The sequence below is a fragment of the Agaribacillus sp. DX54 genome, from assembly GCF_056858335.1.
In genome coordinates this window covers 1-24293 of record NZ_JBXEQE010000006.1, presented here as the reverse complement: position 1 = coordinate 24293, position 24293 = coordinate 1, and the positions used below count along the sequence as shown (strand labels likewise).

At 35.4% G+C, this 24293-nt stretch carries 20 protein-coding genes; all 20 read right to left on the bottom strand.

Going from position 1 to position 24293, the window contains the following annotated elements; translation table 11 throughout:
- Position 1: 1 nt before the first annotated feature.
- Positions 2-3034, bottom strand: a complete 3033-nt coding sequence (locus tag AC04NP_RS08895) for an efflux RND transporter permease subunit (RefSeq protein ID WP_482859246.1) — start codon at positions 3032-3034, stop codon at positions 2-4.
- A gap of 40 nt (positions 3035-3074) precedes the next feature.
- On the bottom strand, positions 3075-4151 hold the full coding sequence (locus tag AC04NP_RS08890; RefSeq protein ID WP_482859244.1) for an efflux RND transporter periplasmic adaptor subunit: 1077 nt from the start codon (positions 4149-4151) through the stop codon (positions 3075-3077).
- Position 4152: 1 nt separating this feature from the next.
- The gene (locus tag AC04NP_RS08885) at positions 4153-7302 is read right to left on the bottom strand and encodes an efflux RND transporter permease subunit (protein WP_482859243.1); all 3150 of its coding nucleotides are present in this window, start codon (positions 7300-7302) and stop codon (positions 4153-4155) included.
- A gap of 15 nt (positions 7303-7317) precedes the next feature.
- Positions 7318-8499: a signal peptidase I gene (lepB, locus tag AC04NP_RS08880; RefSeq protein ID WP_482859242.1), complete on the bottom strand. Its 1182-nt coding sequence runs from the start codon at positions 8497-8499 to the stop codon at positions 7318-7320.
- A complete protein-coding gene (locus tag AC04NP_RS08875) occupies positions 8496-9983 on the bottom strand; it encodes a hypothetical protein (protein ID WP_482859241.1) in 1488 nt (495 codons plus the stop codon). The genes lepB (AC04NP_RS08880) and AC04NP_RS08875 overlap by 4 nt, the downstream gene beginning before the upstream one ends.
- 14 nt (positions 9984-9997) lie before the next feature.
- On the bottom strand, positions 9998-11482 hold the full coding sequence (locus AC04NP_RS08870; protein WP_482859240.1) for a hypothetical protein: 1485 nt from the start codon (positions 11480-11482) through the stop codon (positions 9998-10000).
- A 47-nt stretch (positions 11483-11529) separates the two neighbouring features.
- Positions 11530-11862: a DUF2304 family protein gene (locus AC04NP_RS08865; protein ID WP_482859239.1), complete on the bottom strand. Its 333-nt coding sequence runs from the start codon at positions 11860-11862 to the stop codon at positions 11530-11532.
- A gap of 101 nt (positions 11863-11963) precedes the next feature.
- Positions 11964-13145, bottom strand: a complete 1182-nt coding sequence (locus AC04NP_RS08860) for a 6-bladed beta-propeller (protein WP_482859237.1) — start codon at positions 13143-13145, stop codon at positions 11964-11966.
- A 60-nt stretch (positions 13146-13205) separates the two neighbouring features.
- Positions 13206-13715, bottom strand: coding sequence for a hypothetical protein (locus tag AC04NP_RS08855; RefSeq protein WP_482859235.1), 510 nt, complete (start codon positions 13713-13715; stop codon positions 13206-13208).
- A gap of 203 nt (positions 13716-13918) precedes the next feature.
- Positions 13919-14272, bottom strand: a complete 354-nt coding sequence (locus AC04NP_RS08850; RefSeq protein WP_482859234.1) for a hypothetical protein — start codon at positions 14270-14272, stop codon at positions 13919-13921.
- A gap of 4 nt (positions 14273-14276) precedes the next feature.
- A complete protein-coding gene (locus AC04NP_RS08845) occupies positions 14277-14693 on the bottom strand; it encodes a glycosyltransferase (RefSeq protein WP_482859233.1) in 417 nt (138 codons plus the stop codon).
- A 53-nt stretch (positions 14694-14746) separates the two neighbouring features.
- Positions 14747-16072 carry a hypothetical protein gene (locus AC04NP_RS08840; RefSeq protein ID WP_482859231.1) on the bottom strand — a complete coding sequence of 442 codons (1326 nt, stop codon included), beginning with the start codon at positions 16070-16072 and terminating at the stop codon, positions 14747-14749.
- Positions 16073-16081: 9 nt separating this feature from the next.
- Positions 16082-17065, bottom strand: coding sequence for a glycosyltransferase (locus tag AC04NP_RS08835; RefSeq protein ID WP_482859230.1), 984 nt, complete (start codon positions 17063-17065; stop codon positions 16082-16084).
- Positions 17066-17711: 646 nt separating this feature from the next.
- Positions 17712-18020, bottom strand: coding sequence for a hypothetical protein (locus tag AC04NP_RS08830; RefSeq protein ID WP_482859229.1), 309 nt, complete (start codon positions 18018-18020; stop codon positions 17712-17714).
- An 881-nt stretch (positions 18021-18901) separates the two neighbouring features.
- The gene (locus tag AC04NP_RS08825) at positions 18902-19306 is read right to left on the bottom strand and encodes a hypothetical protein (RefSeq protein WP_482859228.1); all 405 of its coding nucleotides are present in this window, start codon (positions 19304-19306) and stop codon (positions 18902-18904) included.
- 13 nt (positions 19307-19319) lie between these two features.
- Positions 19320-20486 carry a signal peptidase I gene (gene lepB / locus AC04NP_RS08820; protein ID WP_482859227.1) on the bottom strand — a complete coding sequence of 389 codons (1167 nt, stop codon included), beginning with the start codon at positions 20484-20486 and terminating at the stop codon, positions 19320-19322.
- 59 nt (positions 20487-20545) lie between these two features.
- The gene (locus AC04NP_RS08815) at positions 20546-22081 is read right to left on the bottom strand and encodes a hypothetical protein (protein ID WP_482859226.1); all 1536 of its coding nucleotides are present in this window, start codon (positions 22079-22081) and stop codon (positions 20546-20548) included.
- A 260-nt stretch (positions 22082-22341) separates the two neighbouring features.
- Complete coding sequence (locus AC04NP_RS08810; protein WP_482859225.1) at positions 22342-23349, bottom strand: 6-bladed beta-propeller; 1008 nt, start codon at positions 23347-23349, stop codon at positions 22342-22344.
- Positions 23350-23487: 138 nt separating this feature from the next.
- Complete coding sequence (locus AC04NP_RS08805; RefSeq protein ID WP_482859224.1) at positions 23488-23820, bottom strand: hypothetical protein; 333 nt, start codon at positions 23818-23820, stop codon at positions 23488-23490.
- A 27-nt stretch (positions 23821-23847) separates the two neighbouring features.
- Positions 23848-24293, bottom strand: a 446-nt coding sequence (locus AC04NP_RS08800) for a hypothetical protein (RefSeq protein WP_482859223.1), incomplete at its 5' end; no start/stop codon positions are given.

Sequence of the window (24293 nt, the reverse complement as noted above, 5' to 3'; positions counted from 1 at the left end):
ATTATATTTCTTTTTTGTTTTTGTAGATCCACCAATAACATAATGGGATAAAGTAAAGACTAACGAAGGTACCCAGCGCAAGCCCACCGATAACGGCCAGCGCCAGTGGCTTTTGCAAAGCTGCCCCTAGTCCTTTACCAACCAGAAATGGTACCAGCGCTAAAATAGTAGTCAAAGAGGTCATGATAATGGGCCTGATCCGCCGACTGCCTCCCTGATGTATTGATTCCAATAATGAAAGTTTTGCAGTCCTGTACAACCTGTTGATGGTGTCGATTTTTAATATCGAGTCGTTAATGATAATCCCTGTCATTACGATAATACCGATGGCTGACATAATATTTAAAGAACTCCCAAAAAGTAAAAGCATAAGGAGGGCTCCTGAAATATCCAATGGGATTTCAATCAATACAATAAGTGGTTGAAGCAGGGACTCAAATTGGATGGCCAGTATAAAATAAAGGAGTAAGATTGAAATGATCAGAATGCCTATCAGCTCTTTTAGATGATTATCGAAATCATACAATGCACCGGTCCATTCAAGTTTAAAGGGCAGGTTATTTCTGACTATGAATGATGATACCTTCTTTTCTATTTCGTACCTGGACTTTTGAGTGGCATCATAATGCACCGGAATGAACACACCATCTTTACCGGCATACACAATTTCAAAATCTTCTTCTTCCGTTATGTTGAGGAAAAACTTTAGCGGCAGGTCTGCGCCTTTCTCACTTTTTACAGTAGTGGTTTGGATAATCTCATTCAGATCATTCGAACCTGTTCCCATTACCATAGGTAATACCTCATTGGATGTGTTAAGGGCGCCTATTTGATTTTCGTTAAAGGCAGTCTTTAATGTTGCGATAAGTGTTTGTTCTGAAACATTGTATAGGATGAGCTTTTCCCTATCATAGGTTAAATTAACAAAAGTATATTGCCCCAATGCATTGATGTGTTCCTTGCCCAGTATTTTATCGAGTTGTTCGATCACTTTTACAATGGAATGGTTATGTGCCGATTCATCTTTTGGTTTTAATTTGAGGATGATTGGAGGTGTGTTTTTAGCAAATATTGTCGTGAAAAGGTTGTCAGGGGTAGAAAAAGAAATTTCTGCATTTGGGTAATTGTGTTTCAGATAATTCTGCAAATTACCTTTAGACTTTGAAATATGGTCTTCTTCATTGAAAGACATATAGATTTTACTTTCACTCCGATCAACTTCATAAGCATTACTTAATATATAGTCCTGTAAGCCAATCCACATATTGACCTGTTGCGCTTTTTGCCTCTCTTGTACGGTAAGCGCTTCCATTCTTTTCCTGTTTTCGTTTATATCTATATTTTCGTTCCATTTGATAGCCGCAATGAGTTCGTTTTGATGAAGTTCAGGAAAACCTTCCTTTTTTATCTCATAGAAAAGAAAGACGGATAAGGGTAAAAGCAATAAAAACAGGATTGTGAACAGGGTTTTATGCTTCATAACTATGTAAAACCCTTTTTCATAGGGTTTTAACACATTAATAAGCGGGTTGGCTTTTGTATTATTTTTTTCATTTTTGTTCTTGATCAATAATAAATACAACACAGGTAACAGTGTGATAGACACAACAAAAGACAATAATAATGCAATCGTTACCGTGATTGCCTGGTCGAAAAAGAGTGCCCCGGCTATACCGCTTACAAAGATCAAGGGCACAAAAACCGCGGATGTTGTAAGGGCAGAACTTAACAGTGGCCTGATGACTTCATTGGTTGCTTTTGCGCAGGCAGATAATATTTTCTCTCCCTTTTCCCTGAATTGGGTTATGTTGTCGATAATAATGATTGAATTGTCAATCATTAGCCCAATACCCAACACCAGCCCGGATAATGAGATGATGTTAATGGAAATATTAAAGAACAGCATAAAAAGGATCGACACAACCAGCGCTACGGGCACGGTTATGGTCATTAACAATGGCAGTCTGATGTTTGAGATAAACAAAAACAAAACAATAAAAGCCAGGATAGCGCCCAGTATTAAAGTTTGTTTGAGATTTCCAATGGTATAATCCAGCAACCTGGTCTGATCCTGTGCTATATCAAAATGCAGGTGGGGATAATCTTTTATGATGACTTTAATGGCTTCGTGAACCGATTTTTTCAGATCCTGCATCTTGGCATCTGCCTGTTTAATTACTGCCATAGAGATGGCTTGATTGCTTCCATTCACAAACAAACCGTCTTTTTTTTTCGCTTGGAGAGAAATATTGGCAATTTCACTCAGCCTTACAGTATTAAGACCGGTTTTTAGAGGCAATGCCTGTATCTCTTTGATAGATCTCATAGGGGAGGAAACACGGATACTGTATTGATAGTATCCTTCATTGACCGTAATATTTCCAATCGTAAAGTTGTTTCTGCTGATTACATCCTCGATATGTTGATAGGACAAACCAAACGAAGATAGCTTGGCAAGATCCGGTACAACATTGATCAGGGGGCGCTCTATCCCAGACATATCTACCAACGCCACTTCCTGCAACTGCTCGATCCTTTTTTTAATCACATGTTGTGCAAAACGGCTTAGCTCCAGGAATCCCGCATTTTGCTTGTCTTCATCCGCAAAACTCATGTTCAGGAAGAACACCGGAATATCCGTTGCGCTGGCCTTTATTACATTAGGCCTTTGCAGATCTCTTGGAAGCGATGAGAATTGTCTGTCAATTTTTTCATTGGCTTCTATTGCCGCTAAATCTGTGTCGACACCATAATTAAATCTCATTTTGATGAGGGTTCTTCCATTGGAGGATTTGCTTTGGATGCTTTTTAAACCGGTACATTGCTGGAGAGCATTCCTGAGAGGATAGGCTATGTGGGTTTCCATTTCCCTGGCAGTAAATTTAGGATATGAAGCCCTGACCGTGATTTCCGGTATATCGATGTCTGGTAATAAAGATACGGGCAATTGCCGGTAGGAAATAACACCTAATATAAACAGGGCAACAAAGGTCATACAGGTAGCGACAGGTCTAGGTAGCAAGAACTTTACCATAGATATATGTGATTAATTTTGAGGCATTTTTCCGGTAATTTTAAAGGGTTAATAGCACTTTGGACTCATGGGCCAAATGAAGGTTTCCTTTTACAATAATTGAGTCTCCTTGAACCAGTTCCGTTTTGACGACTACCTGACTACTGTTTTCTTCTCCAAGTTCCACATAATTCCACTTAGCCAGCCCATTTTCGTAAACAAAGACGACGGGCCGTTCGCTCCTGAGTGTAACAGCTTCTTTAGGAACAGCCAGCGCTTTACCAATATTCTTTTTTAAGTATACTTTGGCATTCATCCCCTCATATAAACCTGTCCCGGGTTGCGCTATAATGGCAGTGACTTCCAATTGCCCGTTTTCATCTATAAAAGGGTTAATAGCGCTTACCCTGCCACTGATTTCTTTTTCGTTATAATAAAGTACAATGTTTACAGGTCGACCTTTTTCCACCAGATGGGCCTCCGGTTCCATAACCGGAAACCTGATTTCCAATTTTGAATTATCAATAATAAGGCAAAAAGGCTTCTCGCCGTCAGGATAATTGCTTTCTTTAACGGTGAGATTAGCGATGAAACCATTACTGGCTGCTCTCAGGATGGTTTGTTCCATATTGAATTGTGCCAAAGCCAATTCCATTTCCGCTTTGGTATACCCGCTTTTTATTTTTGCAATAGAAAGAATGTTCTCAGGTATATCGACAGAATCTTTCAGAGCATAACCCTGCCCGATAAGGTAATCCATAAGTGTAAGCTTGGCATTTTCCAGACTTACCTTGCTTTGCAATAATCTGTTTTCCAATTCGTAATTATCCAGGCGGGCCAGTAGTTGGCCTTTTTGAACATATTGCCCGTTACTGACGTATATGTTTGTTATTTTTTGATTGATCTTAAACCGCATTTCAGACTTTTTGTGCCCTTCTAACTTTCCATTACTGATAATTTCCTGATAAAAATCTATCGAGTCCAACACCTCAATGCCTACTTCAATCGGTGGAATTTCCTCTCGGATAGTGGTCTCATCCTGGTTCTGATCCTGTGGATCTTTCTCGGACTTGCAACATATTAGAAAAAACAGCAAGCACATTAAAAAGCGGGGTTGATTCATATTGATGAAGTTCATATTAACGCTGTTTGATTGTTTTTTTTACAAAAAAAATGGGTAGGTACACATAAATAGCAATCAATGAAAATGCCAGTCCACCACTGGAACCTACTGCCAATGAAAACCAAAAGTTTTCTTTTTGTCCTGAAAACAGGTATGGCGACAACCCTATAATGGTTGATGATATTGACAGTAATATAGGAATAATTTTGGTGTTAAAAGCTTTGATATAATGCCGTGCCATCGCATCCGACCTACCGATACCCTTTCTGATTTTCAGGTTATTGAAATCGTTGATGATAAATAATGCGGCATTCACTGTAAGTCCACTTAATAAGATGAAAGCCGCAAACCCTCCCTGATCAAAGTTTAATTCAAAAAGATAAAAGGATAAAAACACGCCCATGAAACTAATAGGGATCATGAAAATGATTGCCAGGGGCTGCCAAAGTGATTCCAGCAAAATGGCGCAAACAAAATAAATAATGAGAATAACCACCAATATCATATATATTTGTTCATTTTTTTCTTTTCCCGAACTTGAAAAATCGTACTCCCTTGTTTTTGCCTGGTAACCTACGGCCAGTTTTTCCGAAAAGGCTTCTATGGTCTTTTTTAAGTGATGTCTGCCCAGTTGCCAGGAACCAATAAAATCATACTCGAGCAGCAGGTAGTATTGTTGGTTGATCCTGGAAATAGCAGAAGGCAGCCTTTCCTTCTGTATTCCGGCCTGATGATTCAGTTTGTAGCTTTTCTGGAAGGCAGTGAGTGGACTGTGTTTGAGATCCCATATGTTGAATACAGGAGCTGATTGCGCCGAAATAACTACCGGATACCTTTTGTCACTTTGGTTGATATATGTCAATTGCTGCCGGGTCAGAGACATAGCTTTCATTTCATTGTACGTGTTGATTAAATTACCACCGGACAAATTAACTTTTTCCGGATCTTCCTTTAACACGTACTGAAAATTGTCACTTCTGTACCATGCATTATGCCCCATGATGTTTACCTCTTTTACCCGTAGATTTCGGAGCAGGGTATCGCGGAGTTGTTCGGCATACCGGTACAATTGTTGATAGTTGTATCCATACAGGTTGATACGGTAAGAGCCGATTTGTTCCTTCAGTGAATTATTGAATCCCTGTCCGTAACCATACACCTGCCAGTCGGCGCTACCGACACTTAAAGCATTGCTGATAAGCAGGTTTTTCAATAAGTAGGGGAAATAGCCAGACTCATATGCTTTTTTGAAATAAATAACCATACGTGCATTGTTATACCCATAGACAAAGGTTTCAAATTGCTCAATTTCTTTAAATTGCTGAAGGTATTTTTCGAGCAGGATAAAGGCATCGTTCATTTGACCGGTCCTGGCTCCGACTGGCATCTGCGCTGAAACGACCAGATTAGTCCGTTCATTGCTTTGATAGTAGTTACTATGATTTACTTCGTCGGTAAACAACCTTAGCGTACCGCCCAAGGTATAATTGACATATTTTTTTAAATGTTGTGCATAAAACTCACTACCGATGGTGTTATTATATATGCTTTGCCAAAGGTTAAGTTCTTCATCAGACTTGCCAAGTTTGTCAGGTAAATACTGTACCGGCAGGCCAAATGCCAGGATAAGCGCTACGACAAAAGCCCACTTGAATCGACTCACAAAAGCAATACCGCTCAAATACCATGAAGAAACCCAAACAATGCGTTTTTTTCTTTTGCGCCATATTTTGTGCTTTCCGCCTTGTATAAGTGGTATTTTTTCCATGAGGGCAGGTATCAGGAACAGCGCTATAAACAGGGAAGTCAACAGGTTCACCACAATGACCAACGCAAAGTCAAGCATGTTGAGAACCAGCCTTTCACTTAAAAAAAAGATGACACTCAATGCGCCAATTGTGGTAACGGTTGAAGCCAGTAATGCCAGAAATACTTTACGGTTACGCTGGTGCCACAGATGATCCACCATGACAATACTATTGTCAATGATGATACCCATCGACACGGTAATACCTGCAAAGGAATACAGATGCAGCTCCACACCTAAGAAGTAATAGATCAAAAATGCAATAGATAAATTAGCCAGAATGCTAAGAAATATGATAAAAAGGTAGCGGAAATTTAAGGAGACCAGCCAGACAAATAAAAGGAGCATGAAGAAAGTAAGAACTGATCGTGAAACAATTTTCTTTATTTCGGATTGGATGAATTTGCTATCATCTTTTTTCAAAACAAACCTGACCTGGCCCTGCCATTTTTTTTCTACCTGCTCGATAATGGCCTTCGCTTGTTTGGCCAGTTTTACCTGGTTACTTTTTTCCGAAGGAGTGATGGTAAGATTGATGGTATTCAGTCCATTGATTCGATAATAGCTTCCGGGTGCTATATCTTCCAGGGTTGCTTTGGCCACTTGCTTCAGGTAAATTATTTTTTCACCGCTTTTTTTTATTGGAATATCCTCCCATTTCCATTCTTCAGGATTAAAATTGCTGATAACTACACTGTATTCGTTTTCCTTGTAACTTCCTATCCCCATCTTTTCCTTTTTTTCCAGGCTGTAGATAGCCTGGATCAGTTCATTGTAGTCAATGTTTAATGACTTAAGTTTTTGTTGATCGAACTTAACATGCCATTGTTTTCCGTTGGCGCCATAAATCCGGACATCATGAATACCCTGCAGATCGGTCAGTCGGGGTAATAGCTCATCTTGTGCCATTTTTTGAATTTGAAAAGGCTGTAATGATGAAACAAGCGAATAAGTCAGGAATGGGATATGCTCGGTGCTCTGTCCCCCTATGTAAGCATTGGGGTAAGAGACCTCCTTGGGCAATGACTGATAAATATTGCGAATGACCGAATTGACTTCATATAAGGCCGTTTGCATATGGGTGTGCTTGTTGAAAGTCAGGGTGATGCCACAGGCGTCTTTACGGGTTTGGGAAGCCATAGATTTGATGCCCTTGATGGTATTGAATGCGCCTTCTAATACGGAAGTTACTTGTTTTTCAATGGTTTCGGCATTTGAGTTGCTCCAGGAACAGTTGACATAAATATTGGACTCCTGGTAAGAGGGATTGATCTTTATCGCTAGTCTGGGGGTAACAAAAATGCCTAGCATGCTGGCTACGGTGAATATGATCAATATGGAAAAAGAAGAAGGCTTCAATTTTCTAATATTTTTTTATTTCACTAATTTTAAGGTTCTTGCCCACCTCATACTGCCCGCGTGAAAAGAATACAGCACCACTGCCGCTTTTCCTACTATGTACTGTTCTGGTACAAAACCCCAATATCTGGAATCGATAGAATTGTGTCTGTTATCTCCTAGCATAAAATAATAGCTATGTTTGAAGGTATAATGAGTGATAGGGCTGTTTTCAGACCAATATTGGTTGTTTCTCTCTTCAATATGAATATTTTCATATTTTTTTAGAATATTATTGAAGATGATTAAATTGGACTGGTTTAGTATTATGGTTTCTCCTTTTTTGGGTACATGTATTGGCCCCCAGTTATCTATGGACCATAGGATTGATTGATGATTTGGAAATGATCTTGGAATCGTATTAATTGGTAAATCTAACAGTTTTATAGAATCATAGCAATTTGCCTCAGCTAATATTTCATATTGCTCAACTGTCAATAGAAGATCTATATCTAATTGATTTTTTGCTGTATTTTCTGATATTTTTTCTAACCTAATATCATTAAGTAAATTATTAAATGAATCAATGTCATTTACCCATATTCTATAAGGGTTTTTAACAGTTCCAGATACTTTTGTCAATTTTCCCATATTCAATAATATTCCTTTTTCCAGTTTTAACTTACTTCCTGGTAAGCCTACACAGCGTTTCACATAATGCACTTTGTTTTGATGGGGAGGGTTAAAGACTGCCACATCATTGGTTTTAATTTTGGAAAAACCTTCCAACCTCTGGTAGTCCCACCATGTAGAATCGATAGCTGCCCTGGCTTCTTTATTGATGTAGAAAAAAAGATTTATCCAAGGAATTTCAAATGGTGATTGAGGCAATTTAGGCCCATAGTGTAATTTGCTTACTAATACTTTATCTCCTTTCAGCAAACTATTTTCCATGGATCCGCTAGGAATGCTAAAAATCTCAAAACAAAAAACACGAACAAGAATGGCTAGAGAAACAAAAACTACAATAATAAAAAATAAATAAGGCCAGGTTTTAGCTCTTAACCACACGAAGAAACGAAATCTGGAATTAAACAGGAAAAATATTCCAACTATTAAAAGAAAACCTAAACTTAGCCAATATAAGGTGAAAACAAATAGAAATATTGGTATCGTTAAAAGACCAATAAGTTTGAATTTATTATTTTTTCTAATCATGATCCTTGAACCTTGTATATAAGGAATTTACTATTTTCAAATTGGAGTTCTAACCATTCAGGAGGATTACTCGATAATGATAACATTTGATGATATTCTCCAAATTCCTTATGTAAAACAAGATAATTACCCTTTGATTTAATTTTATTCATATCAAGATGAACAATTAGAGATTTCCTGTTGGTATACAGAGTCATTGCCCTTGGTTTAAAAAAAACGATAACATCCTCCTTCTTGGTTTTACCTCTGACAAAAGAGAACATGTCCTGTGCTTCAGGTGTCTCCGGACCATCATTAACAATTTGATGCCACACTTGTGGAATAATTGTATTGTAATAATCAATACCTAAAAAGGAAAGTTGAATAATAAGAAATACAGTTGCAAAAGATGTTTTTATTTTGGATATCTGAATATTTAGTTTTGATAGTGAGACTACTAAAAAATAGTAATAGAAAGGAATGATCATGTACACATACCTGGACTCATGATAAGGCCAAATTAAAAGAATAGCCAGGTGCAATAAAAGATAGATCGCAATTAATGTATCTTTCTTTATATTAGAAACTATTCCAAATATAACGACAGGAATAGTCAAAAAAATAAATATATGATCAAAAAAAGAGCTAAAACAGTATGAAAGACTATTTACACTAGCCTTGAAATTATTATATACCTGTTGAAGTGAAACAAATTTTAGGTGCTCCGAATGTGAAGGAATACCAGATGGAAGGGCAATTTGATAGATCAATTGAAAAAATAAGTATCCTAGAAAGAAGGTGAAAATCCATTGATTTTTGGTTAAATATTCCCTTCTATTGTTTTGCCTAATCCAGTGAATAAAATAAGTTATAAAGACCGCTATCACGAGCAAAATTCCCTCTGTCCGGATTATGGATGCAAAAAAGAATAAAAAGGTCATTAACATTAATTTTCCAAAACCCTTATTTCTGGATTTAATGATAGAATCATGTAAAATCAAACAGATTAAAACGAAAAAGATATAAGGAAATTCGGATAAAATATGCTTTGTATAATTTATTAATATTGGGTTTATACCGATGCACGCAGCTATCATTAAGCATTGAGCTTTACTAATTTTCTTTGAATAAAGAAAATAAACAAGAAAAATTACACCTAGAAAAAAAAGAATCACATATAATTTTAACCAGTGGAAATCCTGACCAACGAGCTGCAAAGCTGGCATCAACAGTATTGGCCATCCCCAGGGAAACATTTCTGGTGTATATGAATAATTGATTAACGTTGAATTATCTAACCCAAACTTATTTAAGGCATGAATTCCTGATACATTACCATTTAAAAGAGCCTTAGATTGATTGATATACAATGCAAAATCTGCTCCCCAAGCATGATAACCGTTGGAAATGATTAAAAACGTAGCAATTATAAATATCGTGAGAACGATAAATAAAATGTAAGGGATTAACTTCCTATAGTTGATTATCTTTAATTTATTTATCATAAACTTTTTAATCTTTATAATTCCACCTTATACACTAGAAATTGATTATTTTCATATTTCATATTAAGCCAATCTGGAGGAGAGTTTATTAAAGTTGATAGTTGAAGATTATCCCCCATTCCTTTGTGTATTACAACATAGTTTCCTTTCTCTTTTATTTTTGAAACTTCGTTATGAACAATCAATGATTTTCTTCCGGTATACAAACTCATTACGCGGGGTTTGAAAAATACTATGACATCATTCATGCTTGTATTGGCATTGATGAAGGAGAACATATCTATTGCATGTTTGGTCTCAGGCCCTTCAATAATTTTTGATTTCCATGATTTTGAAATGATGTTTTTGTAATAATCAATGCTTAACAACGAGGACAAAATGATGAGCGAAACAACAGCAAAGGAAATTTTGAAATCTTTGAATTTGATCTTCATCTTTAATGATAGAAGTCCCACATACAAAAAATAAAAATAGAATGGTATGAGCATATAAATATATCGAGGTTCATGATGTGGCCAAATTATTAAAAGCGTCAAATGCATTATTAAATAAATTACAATCAAAACGTCTTTTTTTCGACGAGTATACAAACCGACTAGCACAAGTGGGATAGATAAAGAAGTAAATAAAAAACCGAGGTAAGAGCTTAGGCAATGTGATATACTATTAACACAGTTCATTACATTTGAAAGAATGGTATTTAAATTAACAAGCTTGAAATGTTCAATATGGGAGGTGGGAGTTGTGGGAAATATGATACTATAAATGGTGTGATAAACAAAGAATGCCAAACCTAGTATCAAAAACCAACTATTCTTCTTAAAATAAAGCTTGTTATAACCACTTTTTATATATCCAAGAATGAATACTATAGTTGCTGCTCCAATTAATAAAACTCCTTCTGACCTAATAATAGAGGTGAAAAAAAATACGAATGCAGCCAGAATTGACATCCAGATTTTAACCCCTGCTCTTTGTTCAAGATATTCATATAGGAGTATTGAAAGTAATAAAAAAAATAAATATGGGAATCCTGCAAGTATACTTTGTGTATGGAATATCAATATAGGATTTAAACCTAAACATAGAGATATAAGAAAACCAGGAATTACACCTATCTTCTTTTTGAGTAGAGCAAATGATAAGCTCACAATCCCAATAAAAAAGCACATTACATAAAACTTATGCCAGACATAATTATACCCTACTACTTTCACTGGTAATGCAAGTAAAATAGGCCATCCCCAGGGAGCTAAAACCGGTGAATAATAAGGATAAGTGGAATTTTTTACTCCGTAGCCGTTAATCTTTAGGATTTGTTCGAGATTATGATCAATAAGTGCCCTGGCCTGACTAATATAAAGTGAAAAATCTCCCCCCCAATCATGATATTTATTGACAATGTGATGTGATGTGACAAGTAAAATGAAAGCAAATCCAATATGGATAAAATAGTTTGAAACTGTAGCAAATTTTTTACTTTCTGGAATCTTTTTCATTAAGATATCGGCTTATTTTAGGAGTGACAACTTTATAATTAAAGCAGTTATTTTTGATCGGGTTGTTTAGCTTTCATTAGTGTAATCTCTCTGGCTAAATCCGTAACAATCTGTTTCAAAGATTTATAGCGTGAGTATAGTAGGAGATGAAGTATCATAAAAAAAACAAATCTAAGGTAAAAGATTAAATCAACACCTCTTCCTACCCCCATATAACCTGCAATTACTTGAGTAATAGATGGTTTTATAATAATTGTGATTCCAAAAATATATGAGCATGTAACAATAATAGCTAATACCCAAGTGTGCTTCATTCTTACAAAAAATAGAAGAATGCAAAATGATAGAGCTATGATTAAAAGAATTTGAATCGGTGTCATTGCTTCATGATTTTATTCAAGATCAAATCTGTTTATTACTTACCATATCTGTTTTTTCAAAATATCATGCAATAATTAATTGAATGATACATTTCAAATCTTTATTCAAGTTTTAATTTATAAACCAAAATAATAGGATTATCATCAATAGTTCTTGTGCGTTGTAATTCAGCCAACTCTACATTACCATTTGGCAAATGTTTGTGTAGAATCAAACCAGGAATGTATGATATAAATTTACCATCACTAGCGAAGAATTTGTAGAAATTCATCCCATAGCCTTTGTTATCTATTACTTTATCAAATAATAATTCTTCATTGGTTGTGAAACTCTTATAGTGAAATATGGGCTGTCCATTATATAAAAAGCAAGTTAAAATTGAGTTATCAAAAAGAAATGATTTTACAACCCCCTGTACTTTACTCCTTATTTTCAGAATGTCTCCCTCAGGAGGTGTAAACGGCATTGCTTCAGTTCCAACATTGATATTGGCTTCTTGCAATTTGATCCTTTCATCCATGGTCATCGATTTATCTCCAAAATCGTAGGCATACTTCCTTATTATTTTTTCTGAATTTATCAGGTAAACGGTATCACTGAAAAGTTTGCCAAAAAGGATATTTTCTCCATATCTGTTTAATGTATTACCTGTTGAAAGCATTAAATTAAAATCAATCTCAGGATTGTGTTTTATGTATCCATGCTTGATATTGGCATCGTGATCCAGGAACATAATATATCCATTTTGACCTGTCTCACTTTTATAATCTTTGTATATGTTATAAATATATATTCCATCCGTAGTCACTTCAATACCAGACCCACTTAAACTACGTTCTGCTATTGTCCCAATTTTTTTTATGAAATCCCCATTTAAATTATAGATATAAACAACGCCATTATTGAGAGCCCAAATTTTGTTATCCCAAATGGTAAAGTCCTGCAACGACAAGTATTCCCCTGGTCCTTTGCCCTGTCCCCCTATTTTACAAATGAATTTACCAGTTACATCAAATTTCAACAAAGAATAGTTATCATCAAGTAAGTATACAAAACCCTCATGTACATATACATTCTTTAATTCTGATAGAAGAGATTCTGGTGTAGTTTCCAGTGGTATATATTTTACAGAATCTATTAATTCTGATGTCCATATGGGTTTAGCATTAGATAAATCGACAGAAATGGTTCTAATGGTATCTTTGGACACATATATAATATTGTCCTTTTTTGAGCAACTCATTAATCCTATCACCACAATTAATATATGGTTCAATCTCATTCTAATTGTTATTTAGTTTTAAAATGGTCAGACCAAAACCGGCCCAACCATTTTTTTAAATTATTGACAATCTCTGCTTAAGCAAGTTGTTGTTCCTGTCGGTGTTTGCTCACATTCAAATTTAGTTGCTGGTATAGTATTAACACTTCTGCCAGTTGCAGTTTGACCACCTTGACTATTACTTGCATTAAGATGTACTTCGCCTCCGGTCATAGAAACTGATCCTCCTGCCTCAATAGTATTATTCCATGAAGTTTGTTGATTATTATCAAAAGACATACTTGTTATTTCACCACACATAACAGGGTTTTGTTGCCAGTACCTTTGAGCAAATTGACCTTGATCATTAAATCCCCAATGGTCATTTTGTGATGATTCACCTGTTGAGAAAGAGATTTTTCCTGACTGAAAATCTACGATCCACTTCCCTGTAGGGAATGTTTGAGCTAGCATTTCTTTTCCTAATTCTACAAATGGATCAGTAAGTGACAGGCTCACGTTTGCTACTAATCCAATCATAAATACACCAATTGCGATATACTTAAATTTGTTTTTAAATTTAATTTGCATTTTCTTTTTAATTTTGTCTTAAATAATTGTTTGTCGTGGCCTTAAAGGCTCACGCCCCCTGTTCTGTGTCGATATACAATTGACCAGAACGGGGAATTTTTAGATACTTTTTGTGATTTAATCCATAGGCAAATTTTGTTTTTCAGTGACACATGTATTCTATTTTTTCTCTCAATCCTAGAGAAGCAATGTCTACAATGTAATTAGGGCGATATATACATTTTCCCTAAATATTCTCCCATAACTTCCACAACAATTAATTGGACACCAGATAAAAAAAGTCCACTGGCAATGATGGAAGTCCATCCAAATAGTGCAAGGTCCAGAGCTAGTACCACAATAGCATAGATACCGTACATAAAAGCAAGTATTGCAAAAAACACACCTACCAGCAGAGACAACTTTAGAGGTTTAGTGCTAAATGAAGTAATGCCACTTAAAGCAAGCTGAAGCATCCTACCAAAGGAGTCCCTATCTTGCTCTTCGTAGGTTAATGTGGTTTGTTTGATACCAATCCAAGAAAAAATACCTCGTAGATACAAATCCTGCTCATTCATGCTCCTATATTATATCAGTTATTCTCCTATCTATAAGCCTGAAATCGGCCCCATAACGGACAATATTAATATCCGATAGCTTAGATAACAGCCAATAAAATAATGTAGGAGTGCTTTTTTTAAGCCAACTGATTTTTCCTGTACTTTTGCGTATAGCTATTACAATATTAAATAAATGGATCATTTCATTTATGGTCGCTGGAGAATGTTGAAGATCAGCATCCATGGTGACCATACGATCTCCTTTGGCATAGTCTATACCTGCTTTGATGGCGACCTGATGTCCGATATACCCAATATTTTTGTAAGTTATTGCTGCTAATTCGATCATTTGCTGAGTATGATCAGTGCTTCTATCATTTATCAGGATAACTTCATATTCGATATCCCTAGAGACCTTTTTTAGCTGTATTGCTATCATATGGAATATTTTCTGCCTCATTAAAGCAAGGCGCTACAACAGTCAGCAAAAAATCATTTTTCATGCTTCTTAATTAACAAGTATTCTTCTGCGAAATCTCTCACATCTAATCTTTCTTCTATTAGATTTGTTACATTCTTTTTCATAGTTTTACTATCTTTCCATTGCATGGTCCTATAAAAAGTATGTCCACTATAAAAAAGGAAATAAACGATTATAACTGACAGAATTGGGTTTCTATAGGATTTAAACTTGATTAGCAGATAATCAACACGCCTTATCGCTATTAAGGCCAAGCCAATAATACTTATATACATATATCTATCTGCAGTGATATTTGGCCTTGGCAAAGGTAAAATGTGCAACACCAGAAGTAAGTTGATGATGAAAATAAGAAGGCCAAAAATTACGAGTCTGTTATGCCGACTGATATTGTACCAGCCGAATAGAACTAAGATCGAAACCAAAATGGGATATCCCCAGTAAAACCATGGCAATGGAGCACCAATACGCATGGGGAAAAAATAAAAAAAATAAAGTTTGACTGGAGCAACGGCTCGAAAAATATACTCCATTACACTATGAAACCCAAACATGATCCTGTGGTGTGTGGGATAACTGCCCAGATCTATAAGTCCAAGATTGTTGGACGAGGAAAAATACCAAAAACATAAAGCCATCAAAATAAAAGGCACTTTTTCCAATAGTGCAGTTTCTTTAAAAAATGATAAAAGTGACTTCTTCCATTTTAATCTACCATAGATATAATCCAGTGCTAATAGGTTAAGTGGTAGAATAATAGCCTGTTCTTTGGAGGCGAACCCTAAGCAATACAAGATTGAAACGATAATCATCCAAAGAATTTTGCTTGTTTGTATGTACTTGATATAGCATAAAAAGGAAAGAAAAAAGAAAAATGAAAACATTAACACCTTTGAGGCACTTATCCATGCCACTGACTCTACCTGTAATGGATGTATGGCAAAAATCAACGCACAAAAAAAAGCATACAACTGTACTCGATCAAAGTTAAAAGATTGTTTTGCGGTTTTAACAATGTTGCGAATGAGATAAAAGGCCATTGAAACATTAGTCAGATGGATCAATAGGCCGGCTAAGTGAAAGATAAGTGGGTCAAATCCGGATAATCTATAAACCAGCATATACATCAAGGTATTAACTGGGGAATATTGTCCACGGTAGAAATTAGTAAAGTGAAAAGACATGTTTGGAAATGATTGGTCAGAAATGAAAGGGTTTTCCAATACCTGCCAGGTATCATCCCATTCCTTTTGAAAACCATTGAATAATGTTGGAGAAAAACAGATAACTGTAATAGCCAAAAGTACAAAAAGAGGGTATTTAATTACAATTTTCATTCTTAACCATTAAATTTGATTTTTAAAGGCAGCCTTATAACTCATTTTCAGAAGAAGAAATCTATCTTTGAATCGGTTGATTTGAGTACTACCATAGCGCCTTCCTCTGTAACGTACTATCACTTCTACTATTTTTAGGTTGAGCTTAGCTGCATCCAGGATCATTAATATATCACCAGAAGCCTTATCAAAAGCTTCTCTTACTGCATTACCCTTTCCTCTGCCGGTTTGCTTCAATATTTTGATATCCTTATCAGAGTATTTGTCTAATATTCTGAGCATTTCCTGATAGGTTCCATCAGAAGAACCACCCTCTATAAATATAAACTCTTGATGAGAGCCAAATACCGGTGTTTGAAGTATTGCATTTTCTATATTCCCTTTTTCGTTACGGGCAAGTATAACTATCGAAACCGAATATTCTGAATTCTTATGAGCCATGTATCTGGCTACGGTGAATTGGATCAGGTTTAATCTTCGAATCCCAGGCAGATTTGCCAAAAACTTATTCAGCCCAAAGTGAACAAATGGGAAATACCATGGAAATAATAGCTTTCGGTCGATTTTGACTAATTCGAAACTCTCCAGGCCTAGCAACCCTTCCATATCTTGAATAGAAAGCCAGTTATATTTCGAGCTACTTTTTCTAAAACCAAATTTCTCCATCATTTCGAATGCTGGTTGCCACAGGTGATTATAGGAGGAAATAATGATACGAGTACGTCGGTGAACATACTTTTTCAGAGTTTTAAAAACATTTTGAATGTCTACTGATAATCCAGACAAGTGGGAGAGTATTACATAATCAAACTTACCATTGAGCGAAATGTTTTCTTCATGAGCATATTGAAAAGAAAGATGTGGGTATTTTTGCTTCGCTTTTTCTATCTTTTCCTTCGAAAAATCAATTCCTATTCCAATGGCAGGCTGCATGGCATGCAGCAGTTCTTCCGTTCCACAACCTAACTCCAGTATTGAACTTCCAGGAACCACAGCGTTTCTTTAATAATTCTTTAAAAATCGATTTATTAAGCCGGTTCTTTTCATTTAAAAATTGGCACAGTTTCTACAAACAAATTGGATAAAAATGTTGATTGCGTTTACACAGATATTGCGTAAGATTCATTAAATTCAAAATTTGTATATCAAAGATCAATAGTCAATTCAACTCTACTAATTTCTGTATTGACTCACAGCGATACCTAGCAAGACCAGATAAATAATTAGAGCAAGTATAATTTATATATTGCTTGTCCTCATCCTATGCTGATGAACTAATTTGCAAAATAGCCGATCGATCCTCACCAAAGATCAAATATACTTCTTTTGGATAATTTAAACCAATACAATTTTTACAATTGATGCCTATAAATTTGCACCACAAAAATTAGAGGTTCATAATTTTATTCATCTGATCCCGTCTTAATAATTTAACTTGGGAGAACATAAAATAATCAAAGCTAATTTTCTCTATGGTGTCTTCCATATCAGATGAATCATTTGCCTTAACTTCAAAATTGATTTCCTTACGACTAATTTGTTTTGATATGGTCATAACAAGAAAATATTTTTAAACTTTATTTGTCGATTTTAACATGTTGTGAATAACCCAATAAGGGAATGGATCTCATAAAATGCTTTATTCTCCAAAATAAACAACCTGTTCCTTCGGAATGACCCAATGCGTTGGCCGATGCTTAGCTTTTTCATTTTCTATCACATTCAATTGTTCGAACTCTACCCAATCATCATAGACTTTTATCTTTATATGTCCTTTAGAAATTTTAAACATTCCAGCTTTTTTAAGATCTAATAGAATATAACCCTTCTTATATTCATAAATTCTTTTTGGTGATTGATTGCACCCCATCAGAAATAATAAGGCTAATAGACAAAGAAAAATCTTATTTCTTAAGGTGTGCAATTTTTTGGGGGAATTGATTTTCATTGTATAAAAATTCATGATAGTTTTATATATTTAATTGTATGTGAAGAGACTACAGGAATGCCATTAGATGTCGACCCTTCAAAAAGCTCTTTGGTCTTTTGTAGGTCACCATTTTTTTGAAGAAAACGACTATCTGAAATAGTTTCAGTTGGACTAATCACAGTAACTGGTTCTTTGCCCTCAATACTTGTCAATAAAGAAAAGAAACCATTTAACAGGTAATCGTGAACTCTTATAACTTTATAATTTTTTGTTTCTCTTTGGAATAGAATATGGGTAAAATACCTTCTCCAGAAAAACTAAAATAGAATAAAGCACAATTTTCTAAATCGAAAAACATACCATTGAAGTGTTTTTTTGTCTATCATCTCATCTCTCCAAACTTATTATTGCTAATATTCGCTGCCAGATTGGATAAGCTATTCTTACTAAAGTTAACAAAAAAACATTATGAGTTTTATAATTAAGCTGATAATCTTCCGTAATTTACAAGTTTTGTCAAACTTCAGGAATACTAAATTTAACCCGGATTCAACATTATTTTATCTACTTGTATTTCTTTTTTCCCAAGTCACTGTGAAATGGCTTTTCAAGGATAATAACAGCATTTCAAGAAGCTCTAAACAGAATCAATTTAAGAAGTTAAAAGTCAAATTCGACGATATTTGGATATTTATCTACGAAGGTTATCCCATAAAACTTTTTTGTCTGCTCATCCACAGTGATGCTTGCTAAAGATATATCAAAAGTGTAATGGCCTTTAAGATTGCCGCTATAGTCAAATACAAAAATTCATTATTATACTTTTTAAACCGTCGTACAAACATCATACTCCTCAAATACTAGGAAGAAATCCGAACAATGCGTTTTTTTCTTTTGCGCTAAATTTTGTATTTGCCCGTTTGTTTCAGGGGTAATTTTTCCATAAGGGCAGGTATCAGGAACAGCGCTATAAACAAGGAAGTCGACAGGTTCATTACAATGACCAGGGCAAAGTCAAGCATGTTGAGAACGAGTTTTTCGCTTAAGAAAAAGATAATGCTCAATGCGCCAATAGTAGTAACGGTTGATGCTAGCAGTGCCAGAAATACTTTGCGGTTACGCTGGTGAGACAGGTGATCCACCATTACAATGCTGTTATCGGTAATAATGCCCACCGACACAGGAATCCCGGGAAATTCCTGGTAAGAAGGATTGATCTTTACCGCTAGTCTTGGGGCAACAAAAATACCTAGCATGTTGGCTACGGCGAATATAATTAATATGGAAAAAGAAGAAGCTTTCAATTTTCTAATATTTTTATTCCACGGATTTTAACATCCTTGCCCATCTTACATGGCCTTTATGAAAAGAATAGAGCACCACAAATGCTTTTCCCACAATGTATTGCTCAGGTACAAATCCCCAATACCTTGAATCGATTGAGTTGTGCCGATTATCCCCGATCATGAAATAGTAATTATGTTTGAAAGTATAATGTGTTATTTCTTTTTCATGAAGCAAAAATCTATTATTGGTTTCCCGGATATCAACTTTTTCAAATTTTTTCAGAATGCCTTCATAAAGTGCATAATTTCGGGGGTTAATTCGTATCGTTTTTCCTTTTTTAGGGACCAATACAGGCCCCCAGTTATCGATAGACCACAACATAGATTCGTGGTAGGGAAAAGACCGGGGAACCGAATCTGCCGGATAATGGGAAACTTTTGTAGAATCCACACTTTTGGATTCTGACAAAGCCTTGAATTGAATCCCGTTGAGTACCAGTTTTGTTTTCAAAACGCTAGGCTTATCGTTTAGCAGCGCACTATTGATTTCCAGGCTATCCAGCAAGGTTTGAAATACATCTGTATTTCCCGGCCAGAAGGTATATTCATTTTTAACAGACAGCGGAGAAGGCAGTTCTTTCCCATGATTGTATATTATCCCTTTTTGCATTGTGAGGATGCTTCCTGGCAAGCCAACGCAACGTTTGACATAAAATATTTTACTTTGATCCGGGTGATTAAATACTACTACATCGTTCGATTTTATTTCAGACAACCCCTCTAATCTTCGGTAATGCCACCAGGTGGAATCCATACCTGCCCTGGCTTCTTTGTTTATGTAAAACAGCAAGTTTACCCAGGGGATTTCAAATGGTGATCCGGGAATTTTAGGACCATAGTGCAGCTTGCTTACAAACACCTTGTCGCCTGTCAACAGACTGTCTTCCATAGATCCGCTAGGGATGCTGAAAACCTCAAAAACAAAAACACGAATGACAATGGCCAGTGAAACAAATCCGATGATCAAACAAATCAAGTAGATCCAGGCCCTTTCCCTGATCCATACAAAAGTGCGAAGGTCAGATCTGAACAATAAGAAGATGCATCCTATGACCCAAAAGCCCATAGCCAACCAATACAATGTAAGTACCAGTAGGAATATTGAGATGGCGGTAAGCAGGAGAAATTTATTTTTCATGTTGGTCATGAGGTTTTATTTTGACGTATTAAAGGTTCATTATTTGGGATTTTATCAAATCATTTTTCAACCTTATATACCAGAAACCGACTGTTCTCGTATTTTAGATTAAGCCATTCAGGGGTTCTGAACAATAAAGATGATTGCTGGAGATAATCTCCAAACATTTTATGTAGGATAAGATAGTCGCCCAGTGTTTTTATTTTTTTAGGATTGTCATGTACAATTAAGGATTTTCTTCCTGTATATAGGCTCATAACCCTCGGCTTGAAAAATACGATAATGTCTTTGTTCTTTGTGTGGGTATTAATGTATTGAAACATTTCTTTTGCATCGCCAGTCTCCGGTCCTTCTACAATTACCGATTGCCATGCCTGTGGGATGATTTTGTTATAATAATCAATACACAACAGGGAAATTATGGCAATGAATGAAATAGTAGCTAATGAAACTTTGGTGTTTCTAAGTTGAATATCCAGTTTCAAGCTAAGAAGCCCCACCATTAAAAAATAAAAGTAAAATGGAATGATCATATAAATGTATCTTGAATCGTGATAGGGCCAAATCAATAGTATAATCAGGTGCATGAAGAAATAAATTACTAACAACAAATCCTTTTTTCTTCGCTTGTAGGCTCCCAGAAAAGCAAAAGGAAGTGATATGAACGCAAATGTTGTACCCAGGAATGAACTAAAGCAGTTTGAAACACTGTTTAAACACGCCAGGAAGTTGTTATGAACACGATTTATGGAAACAAACCTCAAATGTTCGGCATGTGAGGGGGTACCGGAAGGTAGCGTGTACTGATAAATAATTTGAAAAAATAAGTATCCACTAAAAAAAATAAGTATCCACTGGTTTCCGATCAAATATGCTTTGTTGAAACGGGTTTTGGCCCAGTTAACGAAATAGGTTACAAAGACGGCTCCCACCAGTAAAATGCCCTCTGTGCGAATGATGGATGCGAGAAAAAAAACAAAAGTCATTAACAAAAGCTTCCAAAAACCCCAATTTTGAGATTTGGTTACTTGTTTGTGCAGGATTAATGAAACCAAGACGAAAAAAAGATAAGGAAAGCCTGAAAGTACTTGCTTAGTTTGGTTGATCAATACCGGATTCAGAGTAATACATAGGACAATTATCAAACTGTACATTGTACCTATTTTTTTTCGAAACAAGACGTAAGAAGCTCCAATTATTGCCACTAAAAAGAACATCATGTACAATTTCAGCCAAAAATAATCCTGGCCAAACAATTTTATGGCTGGAGTTAGCAATATTGGCCAACCCCAGGGAAACATCTCAGGCGTGTATGAACGGTCGGCAAGTGTGGAGTTTTCCAGTCCAAACTTATTGATAGCATGTATTTGAGCTACGCTTCCATTGAGTAAAGCTTTTGACTGGTTAATATACAGTGAAAAATCACCTCCCCAGTCGTGGTAATCATTTGCGATGATAAAAAATGTAGCAAGTAAAAAAAACGCTATAATAAACGGTAAAAGCCAATTTAAAGCCAATTTAGATCTCGGATTATGGGAAAGTTTCTCTGTGGTTTGTTCTGCGTGAACCGGCGCTTCTTCAAGGTGCTTTTTCATAGATGAACAGGTTGTTTAGGATCAAGCCAAAATTTTTAATGGTTAAATGATTGCCTGGTACTCTAGTTGTAATACGTTATTATTTCTGTTCATAATATTCCATTTTCATGTTATGAACCCAGATATTTTGCCTATCTTTTCGGTTATTGATAATATTTTTAATTGCCATCCGTTTGGTTTGTTATATTTTGTAAATCTAAAGGCAACTTAATGATCTTCTATGAGAAGAAGCGACCGTTTTAGAAAAAACTATCAACCCATCAGTCAAAGAGAGCCTCTATATTGTATTTTTCCAACGTTGTTTTGTTACTATTGTAAGTAATAATATGATTACTGTCTATTGAAGGGCAAAAGCTAACGTGCGGCCTTGTTGGAAGCTCTAACAAATGAGTAATGATCAGATCACTTTTATCTATCACAATTATTTTTGATTTGATGATGTTTTTATTTCTATCCCAAAAAAGAATGAAAAGTTTATCGTTTAACACAAATGCATCGCTTGTCATAATCGCGGTGGTATTTTGAGATCGTTCCCGATATATTTTATGCTGTTGCTCTAACGAGTTTTTAAACACAAGATGATCATAGTATTGTTTTTTATTAATTAAAGAATCATTATAATCATATTTAAAAATTACAGGCTCTGAAATTCCAATAAGATAGTAAAAATCTTCTCCCCTGATTATGTGCATGAATTTTCTGCTGATATTATCAATCTCAAAACGGCCGAATTCTTCAATAATATTGTTATCAAAATCTGATTTTTGGAGGATATCATCCCCAACAGATGTTTGATAAATAGTGCTGTCGTTGACAAACATGCTGTTTCTATAACCATAATCTTGACTGGTGAAGGAAATATTATTATGGTGGTTCCATTCCCCCTTTTCCATGTTAAAATCATATACTTTCAATGTGGATGTCCCCGAACTTAGAATAAATAATTTGGAATTCCATAAGCACATGCCTGTTGGGTTGATATATTCCTTCGGCCCTTTACCATAACTTGAAATAGTTTGTATCAGTTTTAAATGTTCATTCAGAATGTATATTTTCTGAGAGCCGACATCTGAAATGATATAAGTGTCGTTTATTTTTCTGACAGCGCCGATATTATTGGACAAAAAGGTGCTATCATTTAATTTCGATAAAACAAAAGTTGGTTGTATATCAATTATTTTTATCTGAGATATTTTTTCTTTGGGTTTGTTGTTGCTACAGGAAAAAAAAATAAGCAGCACAGGTAAATATTTCTTTAATGTTTCCATTATTATTTGCTTTTAATGTTGATAAAATGAGGCAGTCAAAGCCTAAACAGTATGCGACTATTTGGGCGTCTTATATGAGATTTTTGTTTTAAAAATTTTCAGGGCCTAGGCTTTACTTTGCCTCATTTTATTTAAATTTTAACGTAATACTTGACAATAGCTTCTATTACCATCACATTCAACAAAAAGCTGAAGTTGGTTTGCTATGCATGAAAACCTTCGGTCATAACCCTTACATGATACTGAAGCAGGTAGTGGGTGGGGAGAACAGCTTACTGTAGCTGAACAAAGTTCAACTTGACCGGTACCACTGGTACCACTGCTACTACTACTACTCGATGCTTGTGCCAGTAAATCAGCACCTACATGTACAAAAGGATCGGTAAGCGAAAGGCTTACATTGGCAATCAGACCGAGCAGGAATATACCAGCTGCAACATACCTCAGCTTGTTTTTAAATTTAGTTTTCATTTTCTAATTGTTTAAATCTGATATGGATCATTTCACCCTATAAAAAATCAATACGGGATTGCTTTCGGCATCTATTGCCATAAGCCGTTTTTTTATATCATGATTTTGCCATACTCCCGTATAAGATTCTACCATTTTTTTAAAATCTTCTATTTTATCCAAACCGCTGCCGGGATGAAATTGCTTGATAAAATATGACTGGTTTGAACTAAGAAAATTGGGAAACAACAGGTTTGCATGAATATCCTGTTTAAGATATGCCTTCTTTGCCTTTAAGGTTGATTTATTAACAAAAACGCTTACAACGGCAGTTTTAAGTGTAATGTATTGGAAATAAATAAAGCTATTTGTTTCATGATAATTATGTATTCCCCACATCCCCTCATAATTACCAAAGGTCCTTGTTGACTCGCCTTTTTCATTTAACCCGGTAAATCCCTGTTTTTTTTCGTAATCTGCCAATTTTGCAATAT